Annotated in this window: 23 protein-coding genes; 4 read left to right on the forward strand and 19 right to left on the reverse strand. The window is 63.8% G+C overall.

Translation table 11 applies throughout. The features are described from left to right. Nucleotides 1-47 precede the first annotated feature (47 nt). From F1002_RS04255 to F1002_RS04285, 7 genes are all read right to left on the reverse strand, one after another. Complete coding sequence (locus F1002_RS04255) at nucleotides 48-3,170, reverse strand: transglycosylase domain-containing protein (protein ID WP_150427760.1); 3,123 nt, start codon at nucleotides 3,168-3,170, stop codon at nucleotides 48-50. Nucleotides 3,171-3,425: 255 nt separating this feature from the next. Continuing rightward, nucleotides 3,426-4,379, reverse strand: a complete 954-nt coding sequence (locus F1002_RS04260; RefSeq protein ID WP_150427761.1) for an alpha/beta hydrolase — start codon at nucleotides 4,377-4,379, stop codon at nucleotides 3,426-3,428. Nucleotides 4,380-4,404: 25 nt separating this feature from the next. Then, on the reverse strand, nucleotides 4,405-5,034 hold the full coding sequence (locus F1002_RS04265) for a TetR/AcrR family transcriptional regulator (RefSeq protein ID WP_150427762.1): 630 nt from the start codon (nucleotides 5,032-5,034) through the stop codon (nucleotides 4,405-4,407). A gap of 174 nt (nucleotides 5,035-5,208) precedes the next feature. Further along, nucleotides 5,209-5,934 carry a phosphoadenylyl-sulfate reductase gene (locus tag F1002_RS04270; RefSeq protein WP_150427763.1) on the reverse strand — a complete coding sequence of 242 codons (726 nt, stop codon included), beginning with the start codon at nucleotides 5,932-5,934 and terminating at the stop codon, nucleotides 5,209-5,211. A gap of 16 nt (nucleotides 5,935-5,950) precedes the next feature. Further along, a complete protein-coding gene (locus tag F1002_RS04275; protein ID WP_150427764.1) occupies nucleotides 5,951-6,457 on the reverse strand; it encodes a DUF934 domain-containing protein in 507 nt (168 codons plus the stop codon). Beyond that, on the reverse strand, nucleotides 6,457-8,130 hold the full coding sequence (locus tag F1002_RS04280; protein ID WP_150427765.1) for a nitrite/sulfite reductase: 1,674 nt from the start codon (nucleotides 8,128-8,130) through the stop codon (nucleotides 6,457-6,459). The genes F1002_RS04275 and F1002_RS04280 overlap by 1 nt, the downstream gene beginning before the upstream one ends. A gap of 18 nt (nucleotides 8,131-8,148) precedes the next feature. Continuing rightward, nucleotides 8,149-8,925 carry a sulfite exporter TauE/SafE family protein gene (locus tag F1002_RS04285; protein ID WP_150427766.1) on the reverse strand — a complete coding sequence of 259 codons (777 nt, stop codon included), beginning with the start codon at nucleotides 8,923-8,925 and terminating at the stop codon, nucleotides 8,149-8,151. Nucleotides 8,926-9,055: 130 nt separating this feature from the next. Between F1002_RS04285 and F1002_RS04290 the strand changes: the two genes are divergently transcribed. Both F1002_RS04290 and F1002_RS04295 read left to right on the forward strand, forming a co-directional pair. Continuing rightward, entirely contained in the window at nucleotides 9,056-9,997 is a 942-nt protein-coding gene (locus tag F1002_RS04290) for a CysB family HTH-type transcriptional regulator (protein WP_150427767.1), read from the forward strand. 68 nt (nucleotides 9,998-10,065) lie between these two features. Beyond that, nucleotides 10,066-10,911, forward strand: a complete 846-nt coding sequence (locus F1002_RS04295; protein ID WP_150427768.1) for an HDOD domain-containing protein — start codon at nucleotides 10,066-10,068, stop codon at nucleotides 10,909-10,911. A gap of 21 nt (nucleotides 10,912-10,932) precedes the next feature. On the opposite strand, the gene nosD is transcribed toward F1002_RS04295, so the two are convergent. The 6 genes from nosD to F1002_RS04325 all read right to left on the reverse strand — a co-directional run bounded on the left by nosD (nucleotide 10,933) and on the right by F1002_RS04325 (nucleotide 15,633). After that, the gene (gene nosD, locus F1002_RS04300) at nucleotides 10,933-12,141 is read right to left on the reverse strand and encodes a nitrous oxide reductase family maturation protein NosD (protein ID WP_150427769.1); all 1,209 of its coding nucleotides are present in this window, start codon (nucleotides 12,139-12,141) and stop codon (nucleotides 10,933-10,935) included. A gap of 69 nt (nucleotides 12,142-12,210) precedes the next feature. After that, the gene (locus F1002_RS04305; protein WP_150427770.1) at nucleotides 12,211-13,539 is read right to left on the reverse strand and encodes an EAL and HDOD domain-containing protein; all 1,329 of its coding nucleotides are present in this window, start codon (nucleotides 13,537-13,539) and stop codon (nucleotides 12,211-12,213) included. Nucleotides 13,540-13,631: 92 nt separating this feature from the next. Further along, nucleotides 13,632-14,423, reverse strand: coding sequence for a peptidyl-prolyl cis-trans isomerase (locus tag F1002_RS04310; RefSeq protein WP_150427771.1), 792 nt, complete (start codon nucleotides 14,421-14,423; stop codon nucleotides 13,632-13,634). 33 nt (nucleotides 14,424-14,456) lie between these two features. Then, nucleotides 14,457-14,726 (reverse strand): BolA family transcriptional regulator, encoded by a 270-nt coding sequence (locus F1002_RS04315; RefSeq protein ID WP_150427772.1) that lies wholly within the window; start codon nucleotides 14,724-14,726, stop codon nucleotides 14,457-14,459. Continuing rightward, the gene (locus F1002_RS04320) at nucleotides 14,723-15,025 is read right to left on the reverse strand and encodes a YciI family protein (RefSeq protein WP_150427773.1); all 303 of its coding nucleotides are present in this window, start codon (nucleotides 15,023-15,025) and stop codon (nucleotides 14,723-14,725) included. Before F1002_RS04320 ends, F1002_RS04315 begins: the two co-directional genes overlap by 4 nt. After that, entirely contained in the window at nucleotides 15,025-15,633 is a 609-nt protein-coding gene (locus tag F1002_RS04325) for a septation protein A (protein ID WP_150427774.1), read from the reverse strand. Before F1002_RS04325 ends, F1002_RS04320 begins: the two co-directional genes overlap by 1 nt. A 52-nt stretch (nucleotides 15,634-15,685) precedes the next feature. On the opposite strand from F1002_RS04325, the gene F1002_RS04330 reads away from it, so the two are divergent. Further along, entirely contained in the window at nucleotides 15,686-16,738 is a 1,053-nt protein-coding gene (locus F1002_RS04330) for an HD-GYP domain-containing protein (protein WP_150427775.1), read from the forward strand. A 46-nt stretch (nucleotides 16,739-16,784) separates the two neighbouring features. Further along, the gene (locus F1002_RS04335; protein ID WP_191090298.1) at nucleotides 16,785-17,123 is read left to right on the forward strand and encodes an Hpt domain-containing protein; all 339 of its coding nucleotides are present in this window, start codon (nucleotides 16,785-16,787) and stop codon (nucleotides 17,121-17,123) included. Here the strand turns inward: F1002_RS04335 and bioD are convergent. Genes bioD through F1002_RS04365 form a run of 6 tightly spaced genes read right to left on the reverse strand, consistent with a single transcriptional unit; the run spans nucleotide 17,109 to nucleotide 22,922 of the window. After that, nucleotides 17,109-17,774, reverse strand: a complete 666-nt coding sequence (bioD, locus tag F1002_RS04340; protein WP_150427777.1) for a dethiobiotin synthase — start codon at nucleotides 17,772-17,774, stop codon at nucleotides 17,109-17,111. The two genes, F1002_RS04335 and bioD, sit on opposite strands and share 15 nt — an antisense overlap. Beyond that, nucleotides 17,771-18,532: a malonyl-ACP O-methyltransferase BioC gene (bioC, locus tag F1002_RS04345; protein WP_150427778.1), complete on the reverse strand. Its 762-nt coding sequence runs from the start codon at nucleotides 18,530-18,532 to the stop codon at nucleotides 17,771-17,773. The genes bioD and bioC overlap by 4 nt, the downstream gene beginning before the upstream one ends. Beyond that, nucleotides 18,525-19,238, reverse strand: coding sequence for an alpha/beta fold hydrolase (locus F1002_RS04350; protein WP_150427779.1), 714 nt, complete (start codon nucleotides 19,236-19,238; stop codon nucleotides 18,525-18,527). The genes bioC and F1002_RS04350 overlap by 8 nt, the downstream gene beginning before the upstream one ends. Then, nucleotides 19,235-20,392, reverse strand: coding sequence for an 8-amino-7-oxononanoate synthase (bioF, locus tag F1002_RS04355; protein WP_150427780.1), 1,158 nt, complete (start codon nucleotides 20,390-20,392; stop codon nucleotides 19,235-19,237). Before bioF ends, F1002_RS04350 begins: the two co-directional genes overlap by 4 nt. Next, nucleotides 20,389-21,750, reverse strand: coding sequence for an adenosylmethionine--8-amino-7-oxononanoate transaminase (gene bioA / locus F1002_RS04360; protein WP_150427781.1), 1,362 nt, complete (start codon nucleotides 21,748-21,750; stop codon nucleotides 20,389-20,391). The genes bioF and bioA overlap by 4 nt, the downstream gene beginning before the upstream one ends. Beyond that, nucleotides 21,750-22,922 carry a DUF2863 family protein gene (locus F1002_RS04365; protein ID WP_150427782.1) on the reverse strand — a complete coding sequence of 391 codons (1,173 nt, stop codon included), beginning with the start codon at nucleotides 22,920-22,922 and terminating at the stop codon, nucleotides 21,750-21,752. Before F1002_RS04365 ends, bioA begins: the two co-directional genes overlap by 1 nt. Nucleotides 22,923-23,025: the final 103 nt, after the last annotated feature.

The raw sequence follows: 23,025 nt of genomic DNA on the forward strand, positions 1-23,025 counted from the left end.
GGGGGCTTGTAGATGACGGAAGTTCAAACCACTTGGATAGGCGCTGCTCATTCCGTGCCGGCCGGTTGGCCCGAGGGATTCGGCACCGGGGCATTCTTGCGCACAACCGGCGGAGAGGCGGCGAGGCCGGCCGCTCCGCTCTTGCACTTGCCATCGGCCTGCGGCCGGTCGGCGATCAGAGGCCGCAGCGCGGGTTCCATCTCCTTCAGGATCTGCACGGGAAGCGCCGAGGTGAAGTCGTAGGCGGCAGCCTTGGCGCCGGGGACAAAGGCCGTGACGACGCCGTAGAAGCGGTCGCCGATGTAGAACGCGAAGGTTGCGGCGCGGTTCATGACCTTGGCGCTGCGTACGCCGCCGTCGGCCCCGATGACCTTCGAACGATGGTCGCCCGTTCCGGTCTTGCCGCCCACGGCCAGGGGCTTTTCCTCGTTGTCGCGGTAGGTGTCCTTGAGGCGCCGTGCGGTGCCGCTATTGACCACGCGCAGCAGGGCGCGGCGGGTGACCTGGGCGACTTCGGCCGGCATGACGCGCTCTCCGGGTTCCTGCTGGCGTTCGAGACGGGTTTCGAAGGGTGTGTCGGCGGCAAAATGCAGCTGATCGATGCGCACCGTCGGGCGGTGGATGCCGTCATTGACGACGATGCCCATCAGTTCGGCAAGGGCAGCCGGGCGGTCGGCCGAGCTGCCGATCGAGGTGGCCAGCGACGGGACCAGGTGCTCGAACGGGTAGCCCAGGCGCCGCCATTCTTCCGCGATGCGCTCGAAGGCGGCCACTTCGACGACGATGTTGATGCGTACCTGCTGGGCATGCTTGAAGCGAGGCGCGAACAGCCATTTCGAGGCGTCGCGGCGTGCTTCGACGCTGGCCGGCACGATATCCTTCAGCGTGGCTTTGGGGTGACTTTGCAGGTGGCGGACCAACCACAGTTCCAGCGGATGCACGCGGGCCAGGTAGCCTTGGTCGGCCAGGCTGTACTGGCGGGTGGCGTGGTTGTCGAACAGCTTGCGCAGGCCGGCATCGGTACCGGCCTTGTCGCCGAGTTGTTTGCGTATGAAGGCCGAGAAGCCGGCAAAGTCGCTGTTTGGCAGGACGCTCAGATAGGCCGCGGCCTGTGGAACCGGGCGGTTGGGGACGGAATCGGCGAGGACTTCCTGACGATCCTCCGGGGCCACGTCGCGGTACTTGTGCCAGTAGGTGCGCAGGAAACCGAGGCCCTCGCGTTCGGCGAAGCGGTTGAGGAAAGCTTGGCGGGTCTCGTCGTCGTCCTTGTCGCGCAGGCCGCGTGCCGGGGCGTCGGCAGCTTCGTAGGCGTGGTAATGGACGACATCCTGCATGATGCGGACGAAGGAGAGGTTGACCGACTGTTCCAGCGCTTCGGCGACGCTCGGGTTCTTGCCGTCGTCTTCGTGCTTGAAGTTGCCGAAACGGTGGATGCCGCCACCGGTGAAAAAGGTCTCGCCGGGGCTGGCCGGGTAGCGGCGCTCCATGGCTGCTTCGAGCAGGGCTTCGAGCGAGGTGTCCGGCTTGTTACGCAGAATATCGATGGCCCAGTTGCTCAGACGGTCGGCTGGATGGCGCGGCAGCTTGGCCAGCGCCTCGGCAGGCGTGCCGCTGTAGCGCTTGTGCAGGTCGGCGACGACCAGCAAATAGGAAACCAGGGTGCGGAATTTGGCACTGGAACCGAGGTCGAGCTTGGTGCCGGCATTGATGTCGAGCGGCTGGTCGAGGTTGTCGGCCTGGATGCGCAGGACATTGGCGGTCGGCGTGCGCTCGTACAGCGTGAGGCTGTAATTGACCAGCCTGGGGTCGCCATTGGCCAGCAGGCGGGCTTCCCTGAAACCGGCGCAGGCCAGGAAGGCCGGATCGGCCAGGCGATTCAGGACGCGCGTGACGGCCTGCTGGCTGGGACCGTCGAGGGTGGTGTGTACGCTCAGGTCGTAGCGGTCGAGGGTGTAGAGGTTTTCAACGTCCAGCAGGTCGCTGAGCGAGGTCCGGATGTCGTTGACCGCCTTGCGTTCGACGAAGGATACCTCGTCGCCGGGGCGTGCCTGGCGGGCCGGGTGGATGGTCACCTGCAACGCCGCTTCGCGCAGGTCGGCGGGGATCAGATGGTCTTCGGCAAGCAGGCGGATGTAGCTGTCGGTGAGCGCGTTGAGGCGGCCGCTGGTGTCGCCGAGCAGTCCGGAAGGGCGCCGCTGGGCGACGAAGAGCGACAGTGCCTGCTTGAAAGCGCGGGCCCGCTCGGTGAGGTCCGCGCCGGGGTCGTTCAGCAGCTGGTTAACCTTGGCAAAATCATGGCCGTACCAGGCCCACAGGCCATCGCCCAGGCCATTGACCTCGCCGTAGCCGGGAATGCCGCCGAGCGGTACGGAGTTGATGAAATCGAGCACGATGCGCCGGCGCGCCGGCAGGGTTTCTTCGCCATCCTGGTAGGCGCGCAGCGCAGCCGACATCATCTGGTGGAACTTGTCGTCGGTATCGTGCGTGCGGCCGCCCGGCGAGTGGCGGAATTTCTCGATCTGCGTCGCCAGCGTGCTGCCGCCGGCGCGACCGTTGCCGCCCAGATTGACCTGGCGCATGGCCTGTCCGGCCGCCACCCGGGTCAGGCGCCCCCAGTCGACGGCCGGGTTGCGTTTCGGCGTATTCGGGTCGAGCAGGTCGCGGTTCTCGATGAACAGCAGGGCTTCCACCAGCACGGGCGGGATGGCCTCGAAATCGGGGTACTGCAGGCGGGGATACTGGCTGTCGTACAGCGCCTGGTCGTGACGGTCGAGAATGGTCAGTCCGGCCCGCGATTTCTCGCGGTAGATCGCAAAATGCCCTTGCCCGACGATGTCGCGGAATTCCCGGGATTGCCGTGCCTGGGCGGTGACCGCGAAGCCGGCTGCGGTCATGCGGGGCAGGAAAGCCTTGATCTGGGTGTAACCGAGGCGCTGGTCGTAGGGGCCGGCGCCGGGCAACCAGATGCCCGGGTCCTCGCCGGGCTCGAGCTTCCAGGTGGACGCTTTCGACATCCGGTTGAAATAGCTTGCCTGGAAGTTCGATTCCTGCAACTCGATCCAGGCCAGTGTGCCGGCACCGGCGCCGAGGGCGAGAATCGTCAGTGAGAGATAGAGCTTCCAGCGGCGCGGCCGGGGTTGGGTATTTTCTTGTGGGGTGACGCTAACCATCTGAGGGGCGAGGCATGTTGGTTATGGGTAAGGACGACTGTTCAGATACTTGCCAGGCATGCTGCCTTGCGTTGATCGGTCTAGCCGGGCTGACCTGCTTTCGGTTTGACTCCATGGTAAATCGGTTTCGCATAACGTGTACGGCCAGCCCCGGCGCCGGACATGAAAAAAGTTGGCGGGATGCCGCGTTTGCCCGGGGGGCGTTTGCGGCAATCGTTTGAGTCCGGCTTCCGGTTCGCTCCCGGCGAGGGAGCTTCAATAGAGCGGCGCCGGAAGGGGAGGCCGGGTTTCCTGGCTGGCTGGCGTGTTGCCGAGCAGGAAGCTGACCGAGCGATCGACCACTTCTCCCGCGCGAAGAATACGTCGATGCCCCAAGCCGCCGGTGGGCCACAGGATCGCGCCGGGCCATGCCTGACTGGCCAGGCGACTGTTGGCGAACGGAACCTCGCGGTCGCCGTGGTCATGGATGAACAAGGCCGCTTGCTTCAATCGCGGAGCCAGGGAGAGCAGTTCGACTTCATTCCAGCGCAGGCCGATGCGCTGTTCGAGGCGGTACTGCATTGCCGAGCGAAGTATTTCCGGCAGCCCAAGCCGCCTGGCGAAAAAATGCGAGTAGGCGGTTAGCGAGGCCGGCGGAGCGATGAGCACGACCCGTAAATCGGGCGCGTTCAATTCGCGGCTGATTGCCAGTGCCAATGCGCTGGCGCCGAAAGAGTGGCCGATCAAGCCGGCCAGCGTGCCGCCTTCCGATTCGATCAAGCGAGCAACGTGACCGATGCTCGCGGCGAAATCCACGATGGTTGCCTGCCGGCCGCCGCTGACCCCATGTCCCGGCTGGTCGAACAGCCAGACCTGGAATCCTGCCGCTAGCAAGGCGGGAACGAAAGCTTGTCCCTGGCTGCCGCGACCGCCCCAGCCATGACTGAATATCACGGCGGGCGATCCACTGGGGCCGAAACGCCAGCAGGCCAGACTACCGTCGGCGTTCCGGATGGCTTGGTGTCGGCCTGACTGAAGGAATGGTGTTTTCTCCGCCTGACGGGAATGCCGAGGCGGCGTGATGAAGCGACGAGCGGTTGTTCGGGCAATCCAGCGCGGCGCCAGGCGAATGCCGATGCCGGCCAGTGCCGCACCGGCTGTGCGAACAATTAATGAACGAACGGTCGTGCTATTTTGTGGTGCAAGATCAAGCAGTGCAGAGGCGTTCATGAGGAGACTCCTGGGGAAGTGACTGTCAGGTGGTGCTGGCGGATGGCGATCGAGCGCAATCGATCAACCGTTGAAAAGCGGCTTTGGCCCGGTTACCTGTCTCGGCGTCCTGATAGAGGCTGTGGTTGCGATAGCAGGCGGCCACGATGCCGAACAGTTCAAAAGCGAACTGTTCCGGGGTGACGGCTCCGGAAAACTCCCCCGATTCGATGGCTGCCCGCACATTGCCAGCGACTTCGCGGTCCAGTCGTCGCATTTGGTGCGCAACGGCATCGCGCATCGGGCCTGGCTGATCGTCGAATTCGCTCATGGCGGACATCATCGGGCAGGCCTTCAGTCCGCAGCGCTCCGTCCATAGCAGCCAGTTGACGAACAGCAGGTTCAGGCGCTGTGTGCCGGCTGGCGCTGCGAGGGAAGGCAGGTAGGCGGTTTCGGTGAAGCGGCGGACCACCTCGTCGAGCGTGGCCAGCTGTAGTTCTTCTTTCGAACCGAAATGGGCGAACAGACCGCTCTTGGACATGCCCGTCAGGGCTGCCAGGCTGCCAATGGTCAACGCGTCGAAGCCCTGCGTCGCCGATTGCCGGACGGCAATGTCGAGAATCGCGGCACGGGTTTCCTCGCCTTTACGGGCGATGCGTTTGTGATGGCTGGGCATGAATCAATAATAGAACGACCGTGCTATTGATTCAAGCTGAAAGGATCGATTTGTGGAACGACCATGTCCAGCAGCCGCCAAGGCTGGCGCACATCGCTATTCGGCTGCCGCTGCAAGCACCCCGCGCCGGACACCGGAGGCAGGCGCTGGCCCGGGCGGCGCCGGGGTGGGGATTTACGAAGTCGCCTTCAAATGCAGGCCGCATTCCTTCGTGTCGGCATTTTCCCACCACCAGCGGCCGGCACGGACGTCTTCGCCGAGCGAAATGGCGCGGGTGCAGGGGGCGCAGCCGATGCTGGGATAGAACTTGTCGTGCAGGGCGTTGTAGGGCACGCCGTTCTGCTTGATGTAGGTCCAGACTTCCTTTTCCGTCCAGTTGGACAGCGGGTTGAACTTCTCCAGCTTGTTGCCTTCGTCGTACTCGCGGGTCGGCAGGCCGACGCGGGTGGCTGCCTGCTGGGCGCGCAGGCCGGTGATCCAGGCCTTCTTGCCGGCCAGGGCGCGTTGCAGCGGCTCGACCTTGCGGGCGTGGCAACAGGCCTTGCGCAGTTCGATGGAGTCGTAGAAAGCGTTGATGCCGTGCTGGCGCACGTAGTTCTCGACCGCGGCGGACTGCGGGAAATAGACCTTGAGCTTGAGATCGTAGTGCTTGTGCACGGCGGCCATCAGATCGTAGGTTTCAAGCGGCAGGCGGCCGGTGTCGAGGCTGAAAATTTCGATGGGCAGGCCGGATTTGACGATCAGGTCGGTCAGCACCATGTCCTCGGCGCCCAGGCTGTTGGCGAAGGTGGCCGGGGCCCATTGGCCGGCGATGTCGGTGAGCAGGGCATGCGCAGCGTCTGTCTTGGCGGCGACGCTGGCGGCGAGTTCGGGCGTGACGTTGAGCAGGCTCGGGTTCATGAGGGCTCTCGAAGAATCAGGCGCGGCGGCGGAAATAGGGTTGCGGCTGGTCGGTGGCGCCCTGGTAGGCGTCGCCGAACGGGCTGAAACCGCGTTCGATGGCGTAGGCCAGGTTCTTGCCGTCGGTCAGCGCGTAGCTGTCGAAACCGACACGCTTCATGAAGAACAGCTGGTCGTGCAGCACATTGCCGACGGCGCGCAATTCACCCGTGTAGCCGTAGCGCTGGCGCAGCAGGGCGGCGGTGGAGTAACCGCGGCCATCGACGAACTTGGGGAAATTGACGGCGATCAGCGCAAAGCGGGCGACGTCGGCGGCGACGTCCTCGACCTTGTCATCTGGTTGCAGCAGCAGGCCGAGGCGTTCGCGGCCGGCGAGTTCGCTCTTGCGCGCCTGCCAGACGGCGAGCGGGAAAATGACGTCACCAGCGGGCAGGGCAAGGGTTTCGGGCGTTTCGCCTTCGCCAATTTCCAGCGTTTTCCAGCTGTCGGCCGCCGCAGCGCCATTCTTGATCAATTGGGACATTATGCGGCCTCCTTCTGTGCTGCCTTGGCCTTGCCGTGGGCGCGGCCTTCGTAAACGCGGTTCTTGAACGGGTCGATGCCGATACGATCGAAAGTGTCGATGAAACGCTCGTCTTCGTGGCGGCTTTCCAGATAGACCTGAATGATCTTCTCGACGGCATCCGGCATTTCGTCGGCGGCGAAGGACGGACCGATCACCTTGCCGAGCTTGGCATCGTTACCCTGACGGCCGCCCAGGGTGACCTGGTAGAACTCGGCATCGTTCTTGTCCACCCCAAGCACGCCGATGTGGCCGACATGGTGGTGACCGCAGGCGTTCATGCAGCCCGAGATGTTGAGGTCGATCTCGCCGATGTCGAACAGGTAGTCGAGATCGTCGAAGCGGGCCTGGATGGCGTTGGCGATGGGGATGGACTTGGCATTGGCGAGGTCGCAGAAATCGCCGCCCGGGCAGCAGATCATGCCGGTCAGCAGGCCGATGTTCGGCGTTGCCAGTCCGGCCGCCCTGGCCTGTTGCCAGACTGCGTGGAGGTCGGTCTGCTTGACATCGGCCAGGATGATGTTCTGCTCGTGGCTGATACGCAGTTCGCCGAAGCTGTAGCGGTCGGCCAGGTCGGCGACGACGTCCATCTGTTCGGACGTGATGTCGCCCGGTGCGATGCCGTGCTTCTTCAGCGACAGGGTAACGGCGGCGTAGCCCGGCACCTTGTGCGCGTGGGTATTGCGCACCAGCCAGTTGAGGAAGGGCTTTTCGTCCGGCAGCTCGACGTCGCCGACAGTCTCGTAGGTCGGTGCGGTGAAATGGGCAGCAACGCGGTCGTATTCGGCCTGGGTGATGGTCATCGGACCCCCCTTGCCGTGCGCCCATTCGGCCTCGACCTGAGCGCGGAAGGCGTCGATGCCGAGCGCCTGGACGAGAATCTTGATACGCGCCTTGTAGGCGTTGTCGCGGCGGCCGTAGCGGTTGTAAACGCGGAGAACGGCTTCGCAGTAGGACAGGATGTCCTGCCAGGGCAGGAAGTCGCGGATCACTTCGCCGCGGATCGGCGTACGGCCGAGACCGCCGCCGACGATGACGGTGAAACCGACCTGGCCATCGACCACCTTGAGGTGCAGGCCGATGTCGTGGAACCAGGTGACGGCGCGGTCTTCCTTCGTGCCGGAGATGGCGATTTTGAACTTGCGCGGCAGGAAGGCAAATTCCGGGTGGAAGGTCGTCCACTGGCGCATGATCTCGGCCAGCGGGCGCGGGTCGATGATCTCGTCGGCAGCGACGCCGGCGAACTGGTCGGTGGTGATGTTGCGCAGGCAGTTGCCGGACGTCTGGATGGCGTGCACTTCGACCTCGGCCAGCTCGGCGAGAATTTCCGGCACATCCTCGATCTTCGGCCAGTTCAACTGCAGGTTGTGGCGCGTGGTGAAATGACCGTAGCCGCGATCGTACTTGCGGGCAACCGAGGCCATGGCGCGCAACTGGGCGGAGTTCAGCATGCCGTAGGGGACGGCGATGCGGAACATCGGCGCGTGGCGCTGAATATAAAGGCCGTTCTGCAGGCGCAACGGGCGGAATTCGTCATCGGCCAGTTCGCCTGCCTTCCAGCGGTGAACCTGGTCGCGGAACTGGGCAACGCGTTCGTTGATCAGCTGGCGGTCGATGGCATCGTATTTGTACATGAAACGTCCTTGGGTAAATCAGGCAAAAACCAGCTTGGTGCCGATCAGCACCAGCATGGAGGCCAGTATGCGGCGCAGGATGTGCTCCGGTACCTTGGCGGAAAGGTGGCTGCCGATCCAGATGCCGGGCAGCGAACCGAGCAGCAGTGCACCCAGCAGCGACCAGTCGACGCCGCCGAGCATCCAGTGGCCCAGGCCGGCGACCAGGGTCAGCGGCACGGCATGGGCGACATCCGATCCGACAATTTTAACGGGCGAAAGTTTGGGGTAGAGAAAAAACAGTGCGGCAACGCCCAATGCGCCGGCGCCCACCGACGAAATGGTGACCAGCACGCCGAGAATGGCGCCGACGGCGACGGTGATCTTGCCCAGGCAGCATTGGCGGAGCGGGGAATCTTCGTGCTTGCTGGCGTAGTCGCGCAGCTTGCGGCCAAACAGGATGGCGATCGCGGTCAGCATCAGCGCGAAACCCAGCCCGTGGGAAATGATGGCACCGATGGTGTTGCTGCCCTTGGGCAGTTGGGAGAGGACGAACAGGGTGATGGCGGCGGCCGGGATGCTGCCTGCGGCGAGGCGCCCGGTAATCGCCCAGTCGATATGCCCTTTGCGGCCATGCGCCACGGTGCCGCCGGCCTTGGTCATCGCCGCGTAGAGCAGGTCGGTACCGACGGCCGTGGCCGGATGCACGCCGAACAGCAGCACGAGCAGCGGCGTCATCAGTGAACCGCCGCCAACGCCAGTCAGACCGACGATGGCGCCGACGGCAAAGCCGGAAAGGGTGTAAAGGTAATCCATGGGGGCGCATCGTAGCAGTGCCGATTTGAATCAAAAAGAATATTGGGTTAGATTTATATAGCTGTTAGCTATTAGCGCTTGAGGGTTGGTGCTATGGCGAGCCGCGAATAACTCGATCCCGGGGCCGAAAATGAAACTCCAGCAACTCCGTTATATCGTCGAAATCCAGCGCCAGGGACTGAATGTCTCCGAGGCGGCCGAGACGCTCTATACCTCGCAGCCCGGTATCTCCAAGCAGGTCAAGTTGCTGGAGGACGAATTGGGGGTGGCCATCTTCGAGCGGAGCGGCAAACGCTTTACCGGGGTCACCGAGCCGGGCAAGGTAGTGCTCGGCATTGCCGAGCGCATCCTGCGCGAAGCCGAAAACCTGAAACGGGCCAGTGCCGAGTTCGCATCCGGGGACAGTGGTCGCCTGGTGCTGGCCGCGACGCATACGCAAGCGCGCTATGCCTTGCCCATCGTCGTGCGGGATTTTGTCGCCCAGCATCCGTCGGTCAAGCTGGAAATGCACCAGGGCAGCCCGACGCAGATCGCCGAATGGGTGGTGGCCGGCGAGGCCGATATCGGTATTGCCACTGAAGCGCTCGACCAGTACCCGCAGTTGATCACCCTGCCGGTACGCCAATGGAGCCATTGCGTGATCGTTCCGGAGAATCACCCGATTCTCAAATGCCAGCCCTTGTCGCTGAATGAACTTGCCCGCTGGCCCCTGATTACCTACGACACGGCATTTACCGGCCGTTCGCGCATCAACCGGGCTTTCGAGCGCATCGGAGCGCAGCCGAACGTCGCACTGACCGCTCTGGACGCCGATGTGATCAAGACCTATGTCGGTCTCGGACTCGGGCTGGGGATCATTTCCGCGCTGGCCGTCGATCCCCAGCGCGATTCGGGACTGGTCGCGCTCGATGCCAGTCACTTGTTCGAATCCAATACAACCCGCCTGGCGTTACGTCGAGGCACCTATCTGCGGCGCTACGATTTTGACCTGATCGGTTTGTTTGCACCGCACCTGTCACGACGCGTGGTGGAAATGGCCATGCAGGGTGGCGGGGATGAATATCAGCTATAACTTTTGTTATATTTCACAAGTGCGTGGTGAATGGTAGTCTCCGCTTCATATTTGGAGATTGACTCACCATGAACGCTGTCGCGGAAGAGAAGTTGTTGCCAAGCATGTTGGGCGGGGTCGATATTCCTCCCTGCCCGGCTATCCTGATCGCGCTGGATAGCGAACTCAAGAGGGAATTTCCGGAGCAGCGCGAAGTGGCCCGCCTGATCAGCCAGGATGTCGCCCTGGCCGGCCACGTGATGCTGATCGCCAACTCTCCCGCATTCTCGACCGGGCGCAAGGTGGATTCCGTCATGCAGGCGATCGCCGTGCTAGGCATGCAGAACGTGTTCACCATGGTGGTCGGCCACTTGCTGCAGGTCGCGCTGGCCAGCGGAAGCGACGTTGCGATGGATCGGTTCTGGGACAGCTCGGCACAATCCGCGCGGATTTCCGCCGAACTTGCCCGGCGCCTGCGCTGTGTGCGACCGGATGTCGCCTACACCTTCGGGTTGTTTCACGATTGCGGCATTCCCCTGTTGATGAAGCGTTTTCCGCAAACCAAGGAAGTGCTGGCCAAAGCCAATCGTTGCGATGAGCGCCGCTTCACGGATATCGAAGACAGCGAATTGGGAACCAATCACGCCGTGGTCGGGTATTTTCTGGCGAAGCGCTGGCATTTTTCCGGCGTGCTGGCCGAGGCGGTTCTCCATCACCATGACTATGCCATCCTCGGCAGGCCGGATGGCACGAGCGATACGGTGCGCGCCTTGATCGGGCTGGGGGTCCTTGCCGAGCATATTGCGCGCCTCCAGGGAGCCGGCGGCGGCGACGAGGAGTGGGACAAGGCCGCTCCGGCGGTGTGCGCCTACTTCAACCTGTCGCTGGGCGCCGTGGATGATCTGATCGAGGATATTCTCGACAGCATGGATTGATGATGCGTCGCGGGCCTCGCCTCATTTGCGCATGCGCGGGGCGGTATCTCTGAGTATCAGGCTGGGCGTCGAAAAGGGGGCCAGCCGTTCGAGGAAGTCGAGCAGTTCCAGTACCGGTGAGTTCCGGAAGAAGGTCGCGCTCGGGGTTTCCATCCAGATGCGGTCGGCCCAGGCGTGCAGTTCGTGCGGCTTGTCGCCGAAACCGTCGCCATCCAGATCGAACCCTTCATAGGTATCCCAGTTGTTGCCCCACCAGATATCGTTCATCGGGTCGCCGTCACCGATGATGGTGACCGGCCAGAGGTTGCTCTTGAAGGTGTTGTTGATGGCGATGTGTCCGCCCTTGGCGCCGTAGAAATAGATGCCGGTGATGTTGTGGGCGATGATGTTGTCGATGAAGACGATGCGGTTGATCGGGTTCATCGGCGAGTCGGCCATGATGCCGTGGGCGCAATGGACGATTTCGTTGCCCTGGATCAGGGCGGCCGAGGTTTCCTTGAGTGCGACGCCGGCACCCGAGGCATCCATGGCATGCAGGATGCGGTTGTTGCGGATGATCAGGCCTTCGGAATTCAGTGCGATGATGCCCGTCGAGTTCTTTTCGAGCAGATTGCCTTCGATCAGACTGCGGTGGGAGAACAGGAAATTGAAGGCGCGTCGGCTGTTGCGGATGGTGTTTCCGGTGTAGCGATTGCGCGGCGAATTGCTGACGGTGACATCCCGAATCTGCGCGATATCGTTGTTCTCGATGCGGTTCCCCGTGCTGTACCAGAGGCGGATGCCATCGCCTCGGTCGGCCGAGTCGACGGGGCGGGAGCGGATCCGGTTGCCGCGAACGACGCTGTCATTGCTTTTGTGCAGCGAAATGCCGAACAGCACGTTTTCGATCACGTTGTTTTCGATCAGCAGGCCGTTGCCTTCGGCCATGATGCCGCCGTCGATCGCGTCATGCGAGTCGCCGCTGTCGCGTATGACGAGGCCGCGCACGGTGACCTTGTCGGACTTGATGGTCAGTACCGTTCCTTTGCCGCCGCCATCGATGATGACCTTGCCCTGGGCTTCCAGCGTCAGGGGCTTGCTGATGGTCGCCGGGCCGCGGTATTGGCCGGCAGGAAGGCGCAGAACGCTGCCCGGCAGCGCCATGTCCAGCCATGTCTGCAGGGACTGCTCGGCAACGGCCGCCAGGGAAAGGCTGAGCAGCGGAAGAATCAGGAGAAATCGGAGGCGCATCGGGCGGGATTGTGCCGTTTGCCTTGGCGATTCGCCGCAATCTGTATCAAGTTTCTGCCGATCCGTCGGCTATTCCCAATACTCGGTCACTTCGCTGGCCCATGCCGTGGCGGCGAGCAGGGCGCGATTGACCATGTCCGGACTGACCCCGGCAGCCTGCGCTGTATCGGACATGCCTGACTGATTGAGTTCTTCGGATTGTTCGGCGACAGCCAGCAGCGGCGCATAGGGGCCGCTGCGCTCGAGCAGTGCCTGGCGGATTTCGTCGGCAATCGGCAGGGTGGCGAGAATGTCGGCAAGCGGGCGATGCAGCAGTCGATTGAGGCAAGAGAAGATGCCGGTCAGGAAAAACGGGTCGTGCGGCTGCCCCGGCATCAGGCGTTCAGCCAGGAGTTCCATCAGGCGGCCGCGGGTCAGCGCGTTCTCGACGAGCAACCAGTCGCTCATTTGCGGTTCACGAACGGAGAACAGCAGTACCGCCAGCCAACGGGTGAGACGCTGCCGGCCGAGAATGATCAAGGCCTGCTCGAGCGAGTCGATTCGGCGTGTCAGTCCGAGCATCGGTGAGTTGAGGTAGCGCAGGACGCGAAAGCTGAGTACCGGGTCCTGCTTCATCGCGTCGGCGATCTCGGCAGTCTCCGCATCGCCCTGGACGAGGCGCAGCAGGTTCAGCAATTGCGCTTTGTGCGGGTCGCCGCCCGGATCTTGCTGCAGGATGGCGGATCGTTCGGCAAATCGCCCATGGCAGGCTTCGAAATGCCATTGCAGGCAGAGCTGATGATCGTCGTCGGTGTCGATATTGCACGCCAGGAGATGGATGGCGTTTTCCCGGACGCCCGCCCGTACTGCTGCCGAAAAGTCGCGGATCGAGCCAGGCTCGCTGCCGGCCACGTCGATTGCGGCATAGTCGACCTTCTGAATGATCTTGGTGAATGCCGGATTCTTCGGTTGCCGGAACAGCCCGAACCGGTAGGCGCGTTCGCGCAGGCGCGCGATGGCGTCGGAAATCAGGTCGGCTTCGGCATCGGAGGCCAGCTGGATGAGCAGTACCACGTTGCTGCCGTTGAGCTGCTCGAGCACGGGAGCGTCGAGGCTGGCCGAGCTCAGTGGAATGTAGGCCGGGATCTTGTTCCACGCTTCGTCGCTGGCGAGCAGCGCGTCGAACAGGGCATTGTCGCGGGCGCGCTGCAGGTCGCCGGCGGCATCGGCTGTGCTCGAGGATTGCTGCAGCCGGAAGAGGTGGCCTGCCAGGCGATTGTTGCGATCGAATACGGCTTCGCGATGCAGGAAGGGAGGTTGGTCGGCACAGCCCGGGTTGCCGTTGCCGTCGTCGGCCGTTTCATTGTCGCTACGGCTGTCGGCCGATTTTCCGAACAGGTTTTTCAGGCGGCTGAACACGATGTCCTCTCCCAAAAAAGAAAATGCCCACCGAGGGTGGGCATTTTCCGGACCACACTGGGTGTGGTGATTTTCGCATGCGGTGTCGGGTTTTAGTCGACCTTTGCCTTGCTGCGCAGTTCCTTGACCAGATTCTCGATTTGCTGCTGGCCGGCACGCTGTTGAAGCTGCGGCTTGACCTGGTCGAACGGCGGCGGCGTGGCCGGGCGGGAGTCTTCGAGCTGGATGACGTGATAGCCGAAGTCGGACTTGACCGGGGTCTTGGTGTATTCACCCTTCTTCAGCTTGGTCAGCGCTTCGCCGAACGGCTTGACGTAGGCGGCCGGGGAACTCCAGCCGAGGTCGCCGCCCTTGTCCTTGGAACCCGGATCCTTGGATTGCTTGGCCAGTTCGGAGAATTTTTCACCCTTGTCGAGCTTGGCGATGATCGCCTTGGCGTCCTCTTCCTTTTCGACCAGGACGTGGCGGGACTTGTACTCGGTGCTGCCAAGGTTGTTCTTGATCAGCTCGTATTCGGCCTTCAACTGGGCTTCGCTGATCGGGTGTGCCTTGACGTAATCGGAAAGGAAGGCGCGGATCAGCACGGCCTGCTTGGCCAGTTCGATCTGTCCCTGGATGTTCGGGTTCTTGTCCATGCCCTTCTTCTTGGCTTCCTGGGCGAGGATTTCACGGCGAACCAGTTCTTCCCTGATGGCGTCCTTCAGTTCCGGCGAATCCGGCGTGCCCTGGGCCTGCTGTTCGGCAGTGAAGGCGTTGAAAACGGTTTGCGAAATCGGCTGGCCGTTGACCGTGGCGACAGCCTTGCCCTTTTCGGCAGCCAGTGCCGGGGCGGAAACGATGGCACCCGCGACGAGCAGGGCAGCCAAACGGGAGAGCTTATGCATGTATCTATCCTTGGGTGGAGAACAACCTGAAAATTATACTGCGCCGGGTATTTCCGCGCAGATGCTGAGTGCATGGATGGGGCCGCGCATCAGATCACCAGCCGCATCATAAATCAAGCGATGGCGGGCGACGGTGTTTTTGCCGGCAAAAACCGCGGCGACGATATCGACATGGTAGTGACCGCCGCCACTGCGGGCTCCCGCATGGCCGGCGTGCAGGTGCGAGTCGTCGCGAATGGTCAGGGAGACCGGTTGCAGCACGCTCAGGCGCTGGCGGAGCAGGTCGACCGTAGCGCCGCTCACCCGGGCAGTACCTTCTTGAATGGCTTGACGGTGACCTTTTCGTAGACGCCGGCTGCAATGTAGGGGTCGGCGTCGGCCCAGGCCTTTGCGGCATCGAGCGAGGCGAATTCGGCGATGATGACGCTGCCCGAGAAGCCGGCGGGTCCGGGATCCGGCGAGTCGATGGCGGGGCAGGGGCCGGCGAGGATCAGGCGGCCTTCCGCCTGCAAGGCCTGCAGGCGCTCCAGATGAGTCGGGCGCGATGCCAGGCGCTGCTCGAGCGTGCCGGCCCGGTCTTCACCGATGATGACGTAGAGCATTACTTTTCTTCCTCCATGTATTTGGACAGGAACATGCCTTGGGCGAGCACGAAGACCAGCATCAGGCCCATGCCGCCGAAGAGTTTGAAATTGACCCAGGTGTCGGTCGGAAAATTGAAGGCAATCACCAGATTGAGCACGCCCATGACCGCGAAGAAGGCGATCCATGACAGGTTGACCTTGGCCCAGACAGCATCCGGCAAGTTTAGTTGCTCGCCGAGCATGGCCTTCATCGGATTTTTCCTGAGGACCAGCGCGCTGAAAGCCATGCTGACGGCAAACACCCAGTAGAGGATGGTCGGTTTCCACTTGATGAAGGCTTCGTTCTGGAAAACCAGCGTCAGGCCGCCGAAGACGACGACCAGGCCAAGGCTGATCCACAGCATCTTGTCCACCTTGCCATGGCGGAAATGCACCCAGGCGATCTGGGCAACGGTGGCCGCGATGACGACGACCGTAGCGAGCAGGATCGGCGCCTGCTTGGCATCGACCAGAGCGGAGCCGAGCAGTGTGGCTACCCATGTGGCGGCGGTTTCGGGATTTTTTTCCGAATACTTGAAGGCCGCGAAAAAGAGAATGACGGGGAAGAGATCGAAGAGCAGTTTCATGGCGGGGCATTATATACTCGCAGCGATTACTCCCCTGCAAGCCGAATCTGCCATGCACACCGTCTTGATCATCGACGACAGCGACATCAACCTGACCCTGATCAAGGCCCTTGTCCTCAAGCTGGGCGAGTGCAGCCCGGTACTTTTCGACAATCCGCTCAAGGCGCTTGAGTGGTGCCGGGAAAACGTGCCCGATCTGGTCATCGTCGATTACATGATGCCGGAGATGGACGGACTCCGGTTCATCAGCGCCTTCCGCGCACTGCATGGCCGCAACGAAATTCCGGTGTTGATGATTACGGCCAACGACCAGAAGGATATTCGTTACGACGCCCTGCTTGGGGGGGCCAACGATTTTCTGACCAAGCCGATCGATCGCATCGAGTTTTCGGCACGGGCTCGCAACATGCTGTCGCTGCGTACCGGACAGAAGTTTCTGGCCGATCGCGCCAAGCATCTCGAAAAGCTGGTCGATGAGCGGACCAGCGACATTCGCGAGCGGGAAAAGGAACTGATTTTCCGGATGTCGCGGGCAGCCGAGTTCCGCGATCCGGAAACCGGCGCCCATATCCAGCGCATGGCGCACTACTCGCAGATTATCGCGCGCGGGCTCGATCTCAGCCCGGCCATGGGGAAGCTGATTCTCGAGGCTGCGCCCATGCACGATGTCGGCAAGATCGGTATTCCGGACTACATTCTCTTGAAGCCAGGCAAGCTGACGCCCGAGGAATTCGATGTGATGAAGGGGCACGCCAAACTCGGCTACGAACTGCTCAAGGACAGTGGTTCGGAAATCCTGCGTGCCGGCGCCGAGGTGGCGCTTTCACACCATGAGAAATTCGATGGATCCGGCTATCCGCAAGGTTTGAAGGGGAGCCAGATCCCCCTGTTCGGACGCATTGTGGCGGTCGCCGATGTCTTCGATGCATTGACTTCGGAACGCCCCTACAAGCGAGCCTGGTCCCTGGACGATGCCTGCCGCTTTCTTGAGGAAGGGCGGGGCAAGCATTTCGATCCGATGTGCGTCGAGGCTTTTCTCGCCGGCTGGGAGGATGTTCTGGAGGTGCGCCAGCGTTTTCGCGACGAGGAAATACCCCAGATCTGACCCGGATTGGGAGGGTGGTTCAGGAAAAAAACCAATGGAGAGAAAAATGGCAGGGCCTTTCGTTCTTGATCGCGTATCCATTCTCGACCGGCTGGGCGGGGACGAGGAAATCTATTCGATGATGGTCGATATGTTCCTCGACGATGTGGACGCCAACAGCGTCGCGCTGGCCAATGCGTTCGCGTCCGGCAAGGCGCTGGAGGTCCAGCGGGAAGCGCATACCATCAAGGGTTTGCTGGCCACTTTTTCCGATGACGATGGGGCTGCCGAGGCGCAGGATGTGGAAAAAAAGGCCAAGGCCGGCGAGCTGGACAGGCTGGACGATGCCGTCGGCAATCTCCAGCGACGTTTGCACGAAGTGGCGAATGCGCTACGCGCCGGGTAGCGTCAGGTAGCTTGCGGCACCCACCGGGCCGCCTGCCGGGGCGTGAGGGACGACGCCGAGCAGCGGGGCCCGCAGACGGGTCCGCAGCGCAGCCAGGTTTTCCTCGAAACGCGACATGTCCGGGTCGATCCGGTTGGCAACCCAGCCTGCCAGCGTCAGGCCGCGGGAGGCGATGGCTTCGGCGGTCAGCAGGGCATGGTTGATGCAGCCCAGGCGCATGCCGACAACCAGCAGGACGGGGAGCCCCAGTTCAACCGCGAGGTCGTCGAACCCCCTGTCTTCGCCCAAGGGGACGCAGAACCCGCCGGCGCCTTCGACAATGACCAGGTCGGCCTGCTGTCTGGCTTGATCGACCGTCTTCACGATCGTCGGGAAATCGATGGCAAGTCCGCTCTCGGCCGCCGCGATGTGCGGCGCAATCGGGGGGGCGAAGCAGTACGGATTGAGCAAGTCGTCCGGCAATGCAACGCTGTTGGCTGCCCGGATGCTTTCGACGTCCTCGTTTTTGCCGTCGGCATCGGTGCCCGCGGCAATCGGCTTCAGGCCGGCGGCGCGCAGGCCGTGGCGCCGGGCGAGGTGGAGCAGGGCGCAGGTGACGAAAGTCTTGCCGATCTCGGTATCGGTGCCGGTCAGGAAATACGCTGGACTCATACGTGGGCGATCAGGGTGATGACGTCGTAGGTGAGGGGCAGCCCGTCGGGCGTGCGCTGCGTTTCGTAGGCGGTTTCGGCTTTCTGGAAGGCGCTGCGGCTCATCAGGCTAGTCCTTCGGCCGCTGCCGACCTGATTGGCGCCGATGGCCTTGACGGCACGCAGCAGCGACTTGAAGTCCGCGTAGCAGGCAACCTGCGGGTATTGCTCGATCGAGATTGCCGCCAGTTCGGCATCGGCGGCCATGCGGCGGATATCCTCGATGCTGTGGAAAGGCAGGGTATGCCGATAATCGTCGACGCCGGCGAAAGCCTGTCGCAATTCATGGAAGGTGGCCGGGCCGAGGCTGGCCAGTGCCAGCGTACCGCCCGGTTTCAGGATGCGCCGGGCTTCGCCCAGGGTGGCCGGAAGGTCGCACCACTGCACGGCCAGACTGGACCAGAACAAGTCGATGCTTGCCGGGGCCAGCGGCAGGTGTTCGAGGTCGGCCGCCACGCGGCAGCACGGCTCGGCGACCTGGCGCAGCATGGCCGGCGACAGGTCGAGACCGACTATATGGGCTTGCGGGAAGCGCCGGCGCAGCAGCGGCAGCGCATAGCCGGTGCCACAGCCGGCGTCGAGCAGATAGCGTACCGATCCGCTGGGTAGCCGGTCGATCAGGTCGTGGCAGATATGGCGCTGGACGGCGGCAGCGCTATCATAGGTGCTCGCCGCGCGCTCGAAGGATTGCCGGATGCGTGCCTTGCTCGGTTTAGTCATTCAGGAAACGACGAGCCCTGGCCAAAAAATCGTCCGGGCGGGACATGAAGGGAGCGTGGGCGCAGTCGTCGAAGCAGGCGAGTTGCGCACCGGGAATCAGCGCGGCCAGGGCTTCGGCTGCACCCAGCGGCATCAGTGGATCGGCGGCGCCATGCACGAGCAGCGTCGGGCAGGCGACTTTGGCGGCGTCGGGGCGCAGGTCGACGTCGCGCAGCCAGTTCAGTCCGGCGATCAGCACGGCACCGGATGGCCGAGGGTCGGCCAGTTCGAGCAGTTCGGCGGTCACCGCCTTGGCGCGGGCGTCGCCGCGGTTGAAGCCGCCGACGAAGCGCGGCAGCATGGCCTCGACATCGGCGGCGATGCCGGCGGTGAACTCGGCCAGCATGGCCGGCGGCATGGCATGCGGCCAGCCGTCGCGCTGGACGAAGGAGGCCGTGCCGGCAACCAGGAGCAGCTTGCCGACCTTGTCCGGATGGCGCGCGGCGATGGCCAGCGCCATCTGCGCGCCGAGCGACCAGCCGCCCAGTGCAGTGCCAGGTTGCAGGCGAGCGGCATAGGCATCGATGGCCGCGTCGAAATCGTCGATCGGCACTTCGTTGCCGTAGCCCGGCAGGTCGATGATGCTGCCGCCCAGCGCGTTGACGGCGGCGGCAACCGGGCTGCGGCCGACGCACCAGCCGGGCAGGAAGACAAAGGGGGCGCTCATGCGAGTTCCTTCAGGGCGGAAAGCAGTTGGTCGATATCGTCGGCCGTATGGGCTGCCGAGATGGAAATGCGCAGCCGCGCCGTACCCTTGGGAACCGTCGGCGGGCGGATGGCGGGCACCCACAGGCCACGCTCCCACAGGGCTTTCGACAGAGCGACGGCGGCTTCGTTGTCGCCGACGATGTAAGGCTGGATGGCGGTGGCCGACGGCAGTAGCGGCTTGCCGGCCAGGCCGTTGCGCAACTGGGCGATACGGGCCATCAGATTGGCGCGCAGGGCATCGCCGTTGCGAATGATGTGCAGGCTTTTCGACAGCGCGCAGGCGGTCGCCGGCGGGGCGGCGGTGGTGAAAATGTAGCTGCGCCCCTTCTGCAGCAGGTATTCGATGGCCGTGTCCGAACCGGCGACAAAGGCGCCGCCGACACCGGCCGCCTTGCCGAGCGTGCCCATGAGCAGGATGCGCGGCGAGGCAGGCAGATTGAAATGGACCAGGCTGCCTTCGCCGTGCGGGCCGAGCACGCCGAAGCCGTGGGCGTCGTCGATGACCAGCCAGGCATCGTGGCGTTCGGCCAGTTCGAAGATGAGCGGCAGCGGGGCGAGGTCGCCGTCCATGCTGAACACGGCATCGGTGACAATGACCTTGCGTACCGCTGTGCTGGCGGCCAGCTGGCGTTCGAGCGCGGCGACGTCATTGTGCGGGTAGCGCTGCACGTCGGCGCCGTTGGCCTTGGCCAGCTGCATGGCGTCAATCAGCGAGGCGTGGTTCAACTTGTCGGCGAACACCGCATCGCCGCGGCCGGCCAGCGTCGGGGTGACGGCCAGGTTGGCCAGGTAGCCGGTGGAGAAGGTCAGGGCGCGCGGAAAGCCGGTAAAGTCGGCGATTTCCCGCTCCAGTTGCTCGTGCGGCGTCAGGTGGCCGCTGACCAGATGCGAGGCGCCGCTGCCGGCACCCCATTGCCTGGCCCCGGCGGCCATGGCAGCGGCGATGTCGGCATGGTTGGCGAGGCCGAGATAGTCGTTGCTGGCGAAATTGAGCAAGGGCTTGCCATCGACCGTGGCGACGCGCCCGGCCGGGGAATCCAGCACGCGGCGGCGGCGGGTCAGGCCGGCAGCTTCCATGTCGGCGAGCTCGGCTTGCAGGCGGTCCTCGATCATGACAGGGCCTCGTTCAGGGCACCGTCGATGGCCTTGGCGAGATGGGCAATCTCGTCGTTGCCGATGATGTACGGCGGCATCAGGTAAACCGTGTTGCCGATCGGGCGGATCAGGGCTTCGCGGTCGAGGGCAGCGCGGTAAAACTGGCGCGAGAAATGCGGGTTGTCGGTGGCGACATCGAAGGCGGCGATCATGCCGCGCTGGCGCAGGTGGCGGACCTGCGGATGCCCGGTCAGCGGGGCGAGGGCGTCGCCGAGGTGCCGGGCCTTGGCGCGGTTGGCGGCGATCACGTCGTCCTGCTCGAAGATGTCGAGCGTGGCTAGCGCGGCGCGGCAGGCCAGCGGGTTGCCGGTATAGCTGTGCGAATGCAGGAAGGCGCGGGCCACCGAGTCGTCGAGGAAGGCGGCGTAGAGGGTGTCGCTGCACAGCACGATGGAGAGCGGCAGGTAGCCGCCGGAGATGCCTTTCGACAGGCACATCAGGTCGGGGCGAATGGGGTTGCCATCAATCTCAGCCTGCTCGTGGGCGAAGAAAGTGCCGGTGCGGCCGCAACCGACGGCGATTTCGTCGCAGATCAGGTGTACCTCGTGGAGGTCGCACAGCTGGCGGGCGAGACGCAGGTATTCCGGGTCGTACATCGCCATGCCGGCGGCGCCTTGCACCAGCGGCTCGACGATCAGCGCGGCGATGCGCTCGCCGTGTTGTTCAAGGTGCTTTTCCAGTGCGGCAGCAGCGCGGCGGGCCACATCGGCCGGCGATTCGCCCGACTCGCCCAGCCGGAAATCGGGCGAGGGCAGCACATGCGCGGCGGCACGCACCAGTGGCGCGTAGGCGTCCTTGAAAATGGCGACATCGGTGACGGCCAGCGCGCCGACCGTTTCGCCGTGGTAGCTGCCGGCTAGGCACAGGAATTCGGCCTTCTCCGGCCGGCCGACATTGCGCCAGTAGTGAAAGCTCATCTTCAGCGCGATTTCGGTGGCCGAAGCGCCGTCCGAGGCGTAGAAGGCGTGACCGAGGGCGCCGCCGGTCAGGGCCGACAGGCGTTCCGACAGCTCGACCACCGGCTGGTGCGTGAAGCCGGCCAGCATGACGTGTTCCAGTGTTTCCAGCTGTTCCTTCAGCGCGGCGTTGATGCGCGGGTTGGCGTGGCCGAACAGGTTGGTCCACCACGAGCTGATGCCGTCGAGGTAGCGCTTGCCGTCGAAGTCGTGCAGCCAGGCGCCGGCGCCCCGGGCGATGGGCACCAGCGGCAGGTAGGCCGGCGAGCCGGACTGTGCGTGGTGTTGCATCTGGGTGCACGGATGCCAGACGGCAGCCTGGCTGCGCGCCAGCCAGTCTTCGTTCGACGACATGCCCATCAGTGCAGGATCTGCGATCCGGTGGCCGGCTGCTCCGGCATTTCGGTATGCACCAGCTCGCCCTCGCGGTTGGGGAAGAGCGGGGCGCCGCAGTCGTCGCAGAACTCCATCGGGAAATGATGGTCGAGGAAGAGCACTTCCTTGACGCCGGTTTCGCGCAGCACGGCCTCGATTTCGCCAGCGGCATCGGTGGCCTCGTCTTCGGCGCCAAGCAGCGGCCAGACGATGCCGTGATAGACCTCGTCGCCGGTCTTCGGGCCGAGGCTGACGCGGTATTCCTCCATCCGGCGGTCGTAGCAGGGGCCGACGACGGCGCGGATGTCGGCCGGCATCAGGCCGAGCATGGTCTGCAGGAAGGCGACCGAGGCTTTGACCGAATAGGGGCGCGACAGCTTGTCGGCATTGCGGCAGGCGGCGTGGTAGGCATCCGGCAGCAGCGGTTGCCAGGCACAGCCGGTGAGCAAGGGTTCGAGATTGGGGCTGCCCTGCTTGAGCCATTCCTTCAGCGCATGCTCCTTGTTGCCGTCCGCTTCGTTCCAGCGGAACAGCGGCTTGCCGCGCGGAATGGCGATGGTGCCGACGAGGTAGCGCACGTCGGACAGGAAGCGGTTGGTTTCCGGCATGCCGTTGGTGTCGATGCCGAGGTGGCCGCCGGCCAGGGCCGCTTCGCCCAGCTGCCTGGTCAGTTGCCAGGTGTCGCAGAAGCTGCGCGGCAGCTGGTCGGGGCTGAACAGGAAGTCGGCCAGTGCCAGCTTGGCATCGCCGCCGAAGACATGGGCGCCGAGTTGCACGGCCAGCGCCTGCAGGGTGCTCTTGGGCAGTGCGCAGGCAGGGATGGAGAAGCGCGACCAGGCGAGGACTGGGGCAGCGAAGAGCTGGATGTCGAATGCCTGGTCCTGGACCTCCAGGCGATGCGTTTCGGCGCGCGACTCGACCATGTCGGCCAGTTCGTCGTGGGCGCGCGGGTTGGCTTCGAACAGGCGGTCGAGGGCGGTGTTGATGTCGTCTTCGGCGCCGTTCTTGAGGAGACCATCGACGGTGTCGGCCAGTTGGGTTTCCCAGTAGCTGTCTTCCAGCTTGCCGCCGGATTCGGAAAGGCCGGTAGCCAGGCGTTGCAGTTCTGCCGCTTCGCGGGAAAGACGGTCGCGCGAACCAAAGCGGGTGCGTTTCATCGGTGATCCAGATAATACAAAAACGGAATTTTACCAGCCGCGTATCGGCTTGCGCGGCTCAATCGGTATCGCCGGGATGCTTCCTACCGGCGATACCGAGACC

The organism is Dechloromonas sp. CZR5 (assembly GCF_008711155.1).
Taxonomy (GTDB): domain Bacteria; phylum Pseudomonadota; class Gammaproteobacteria; order Burkholderiales; family Rhodocyclaceae; genus Azonexus.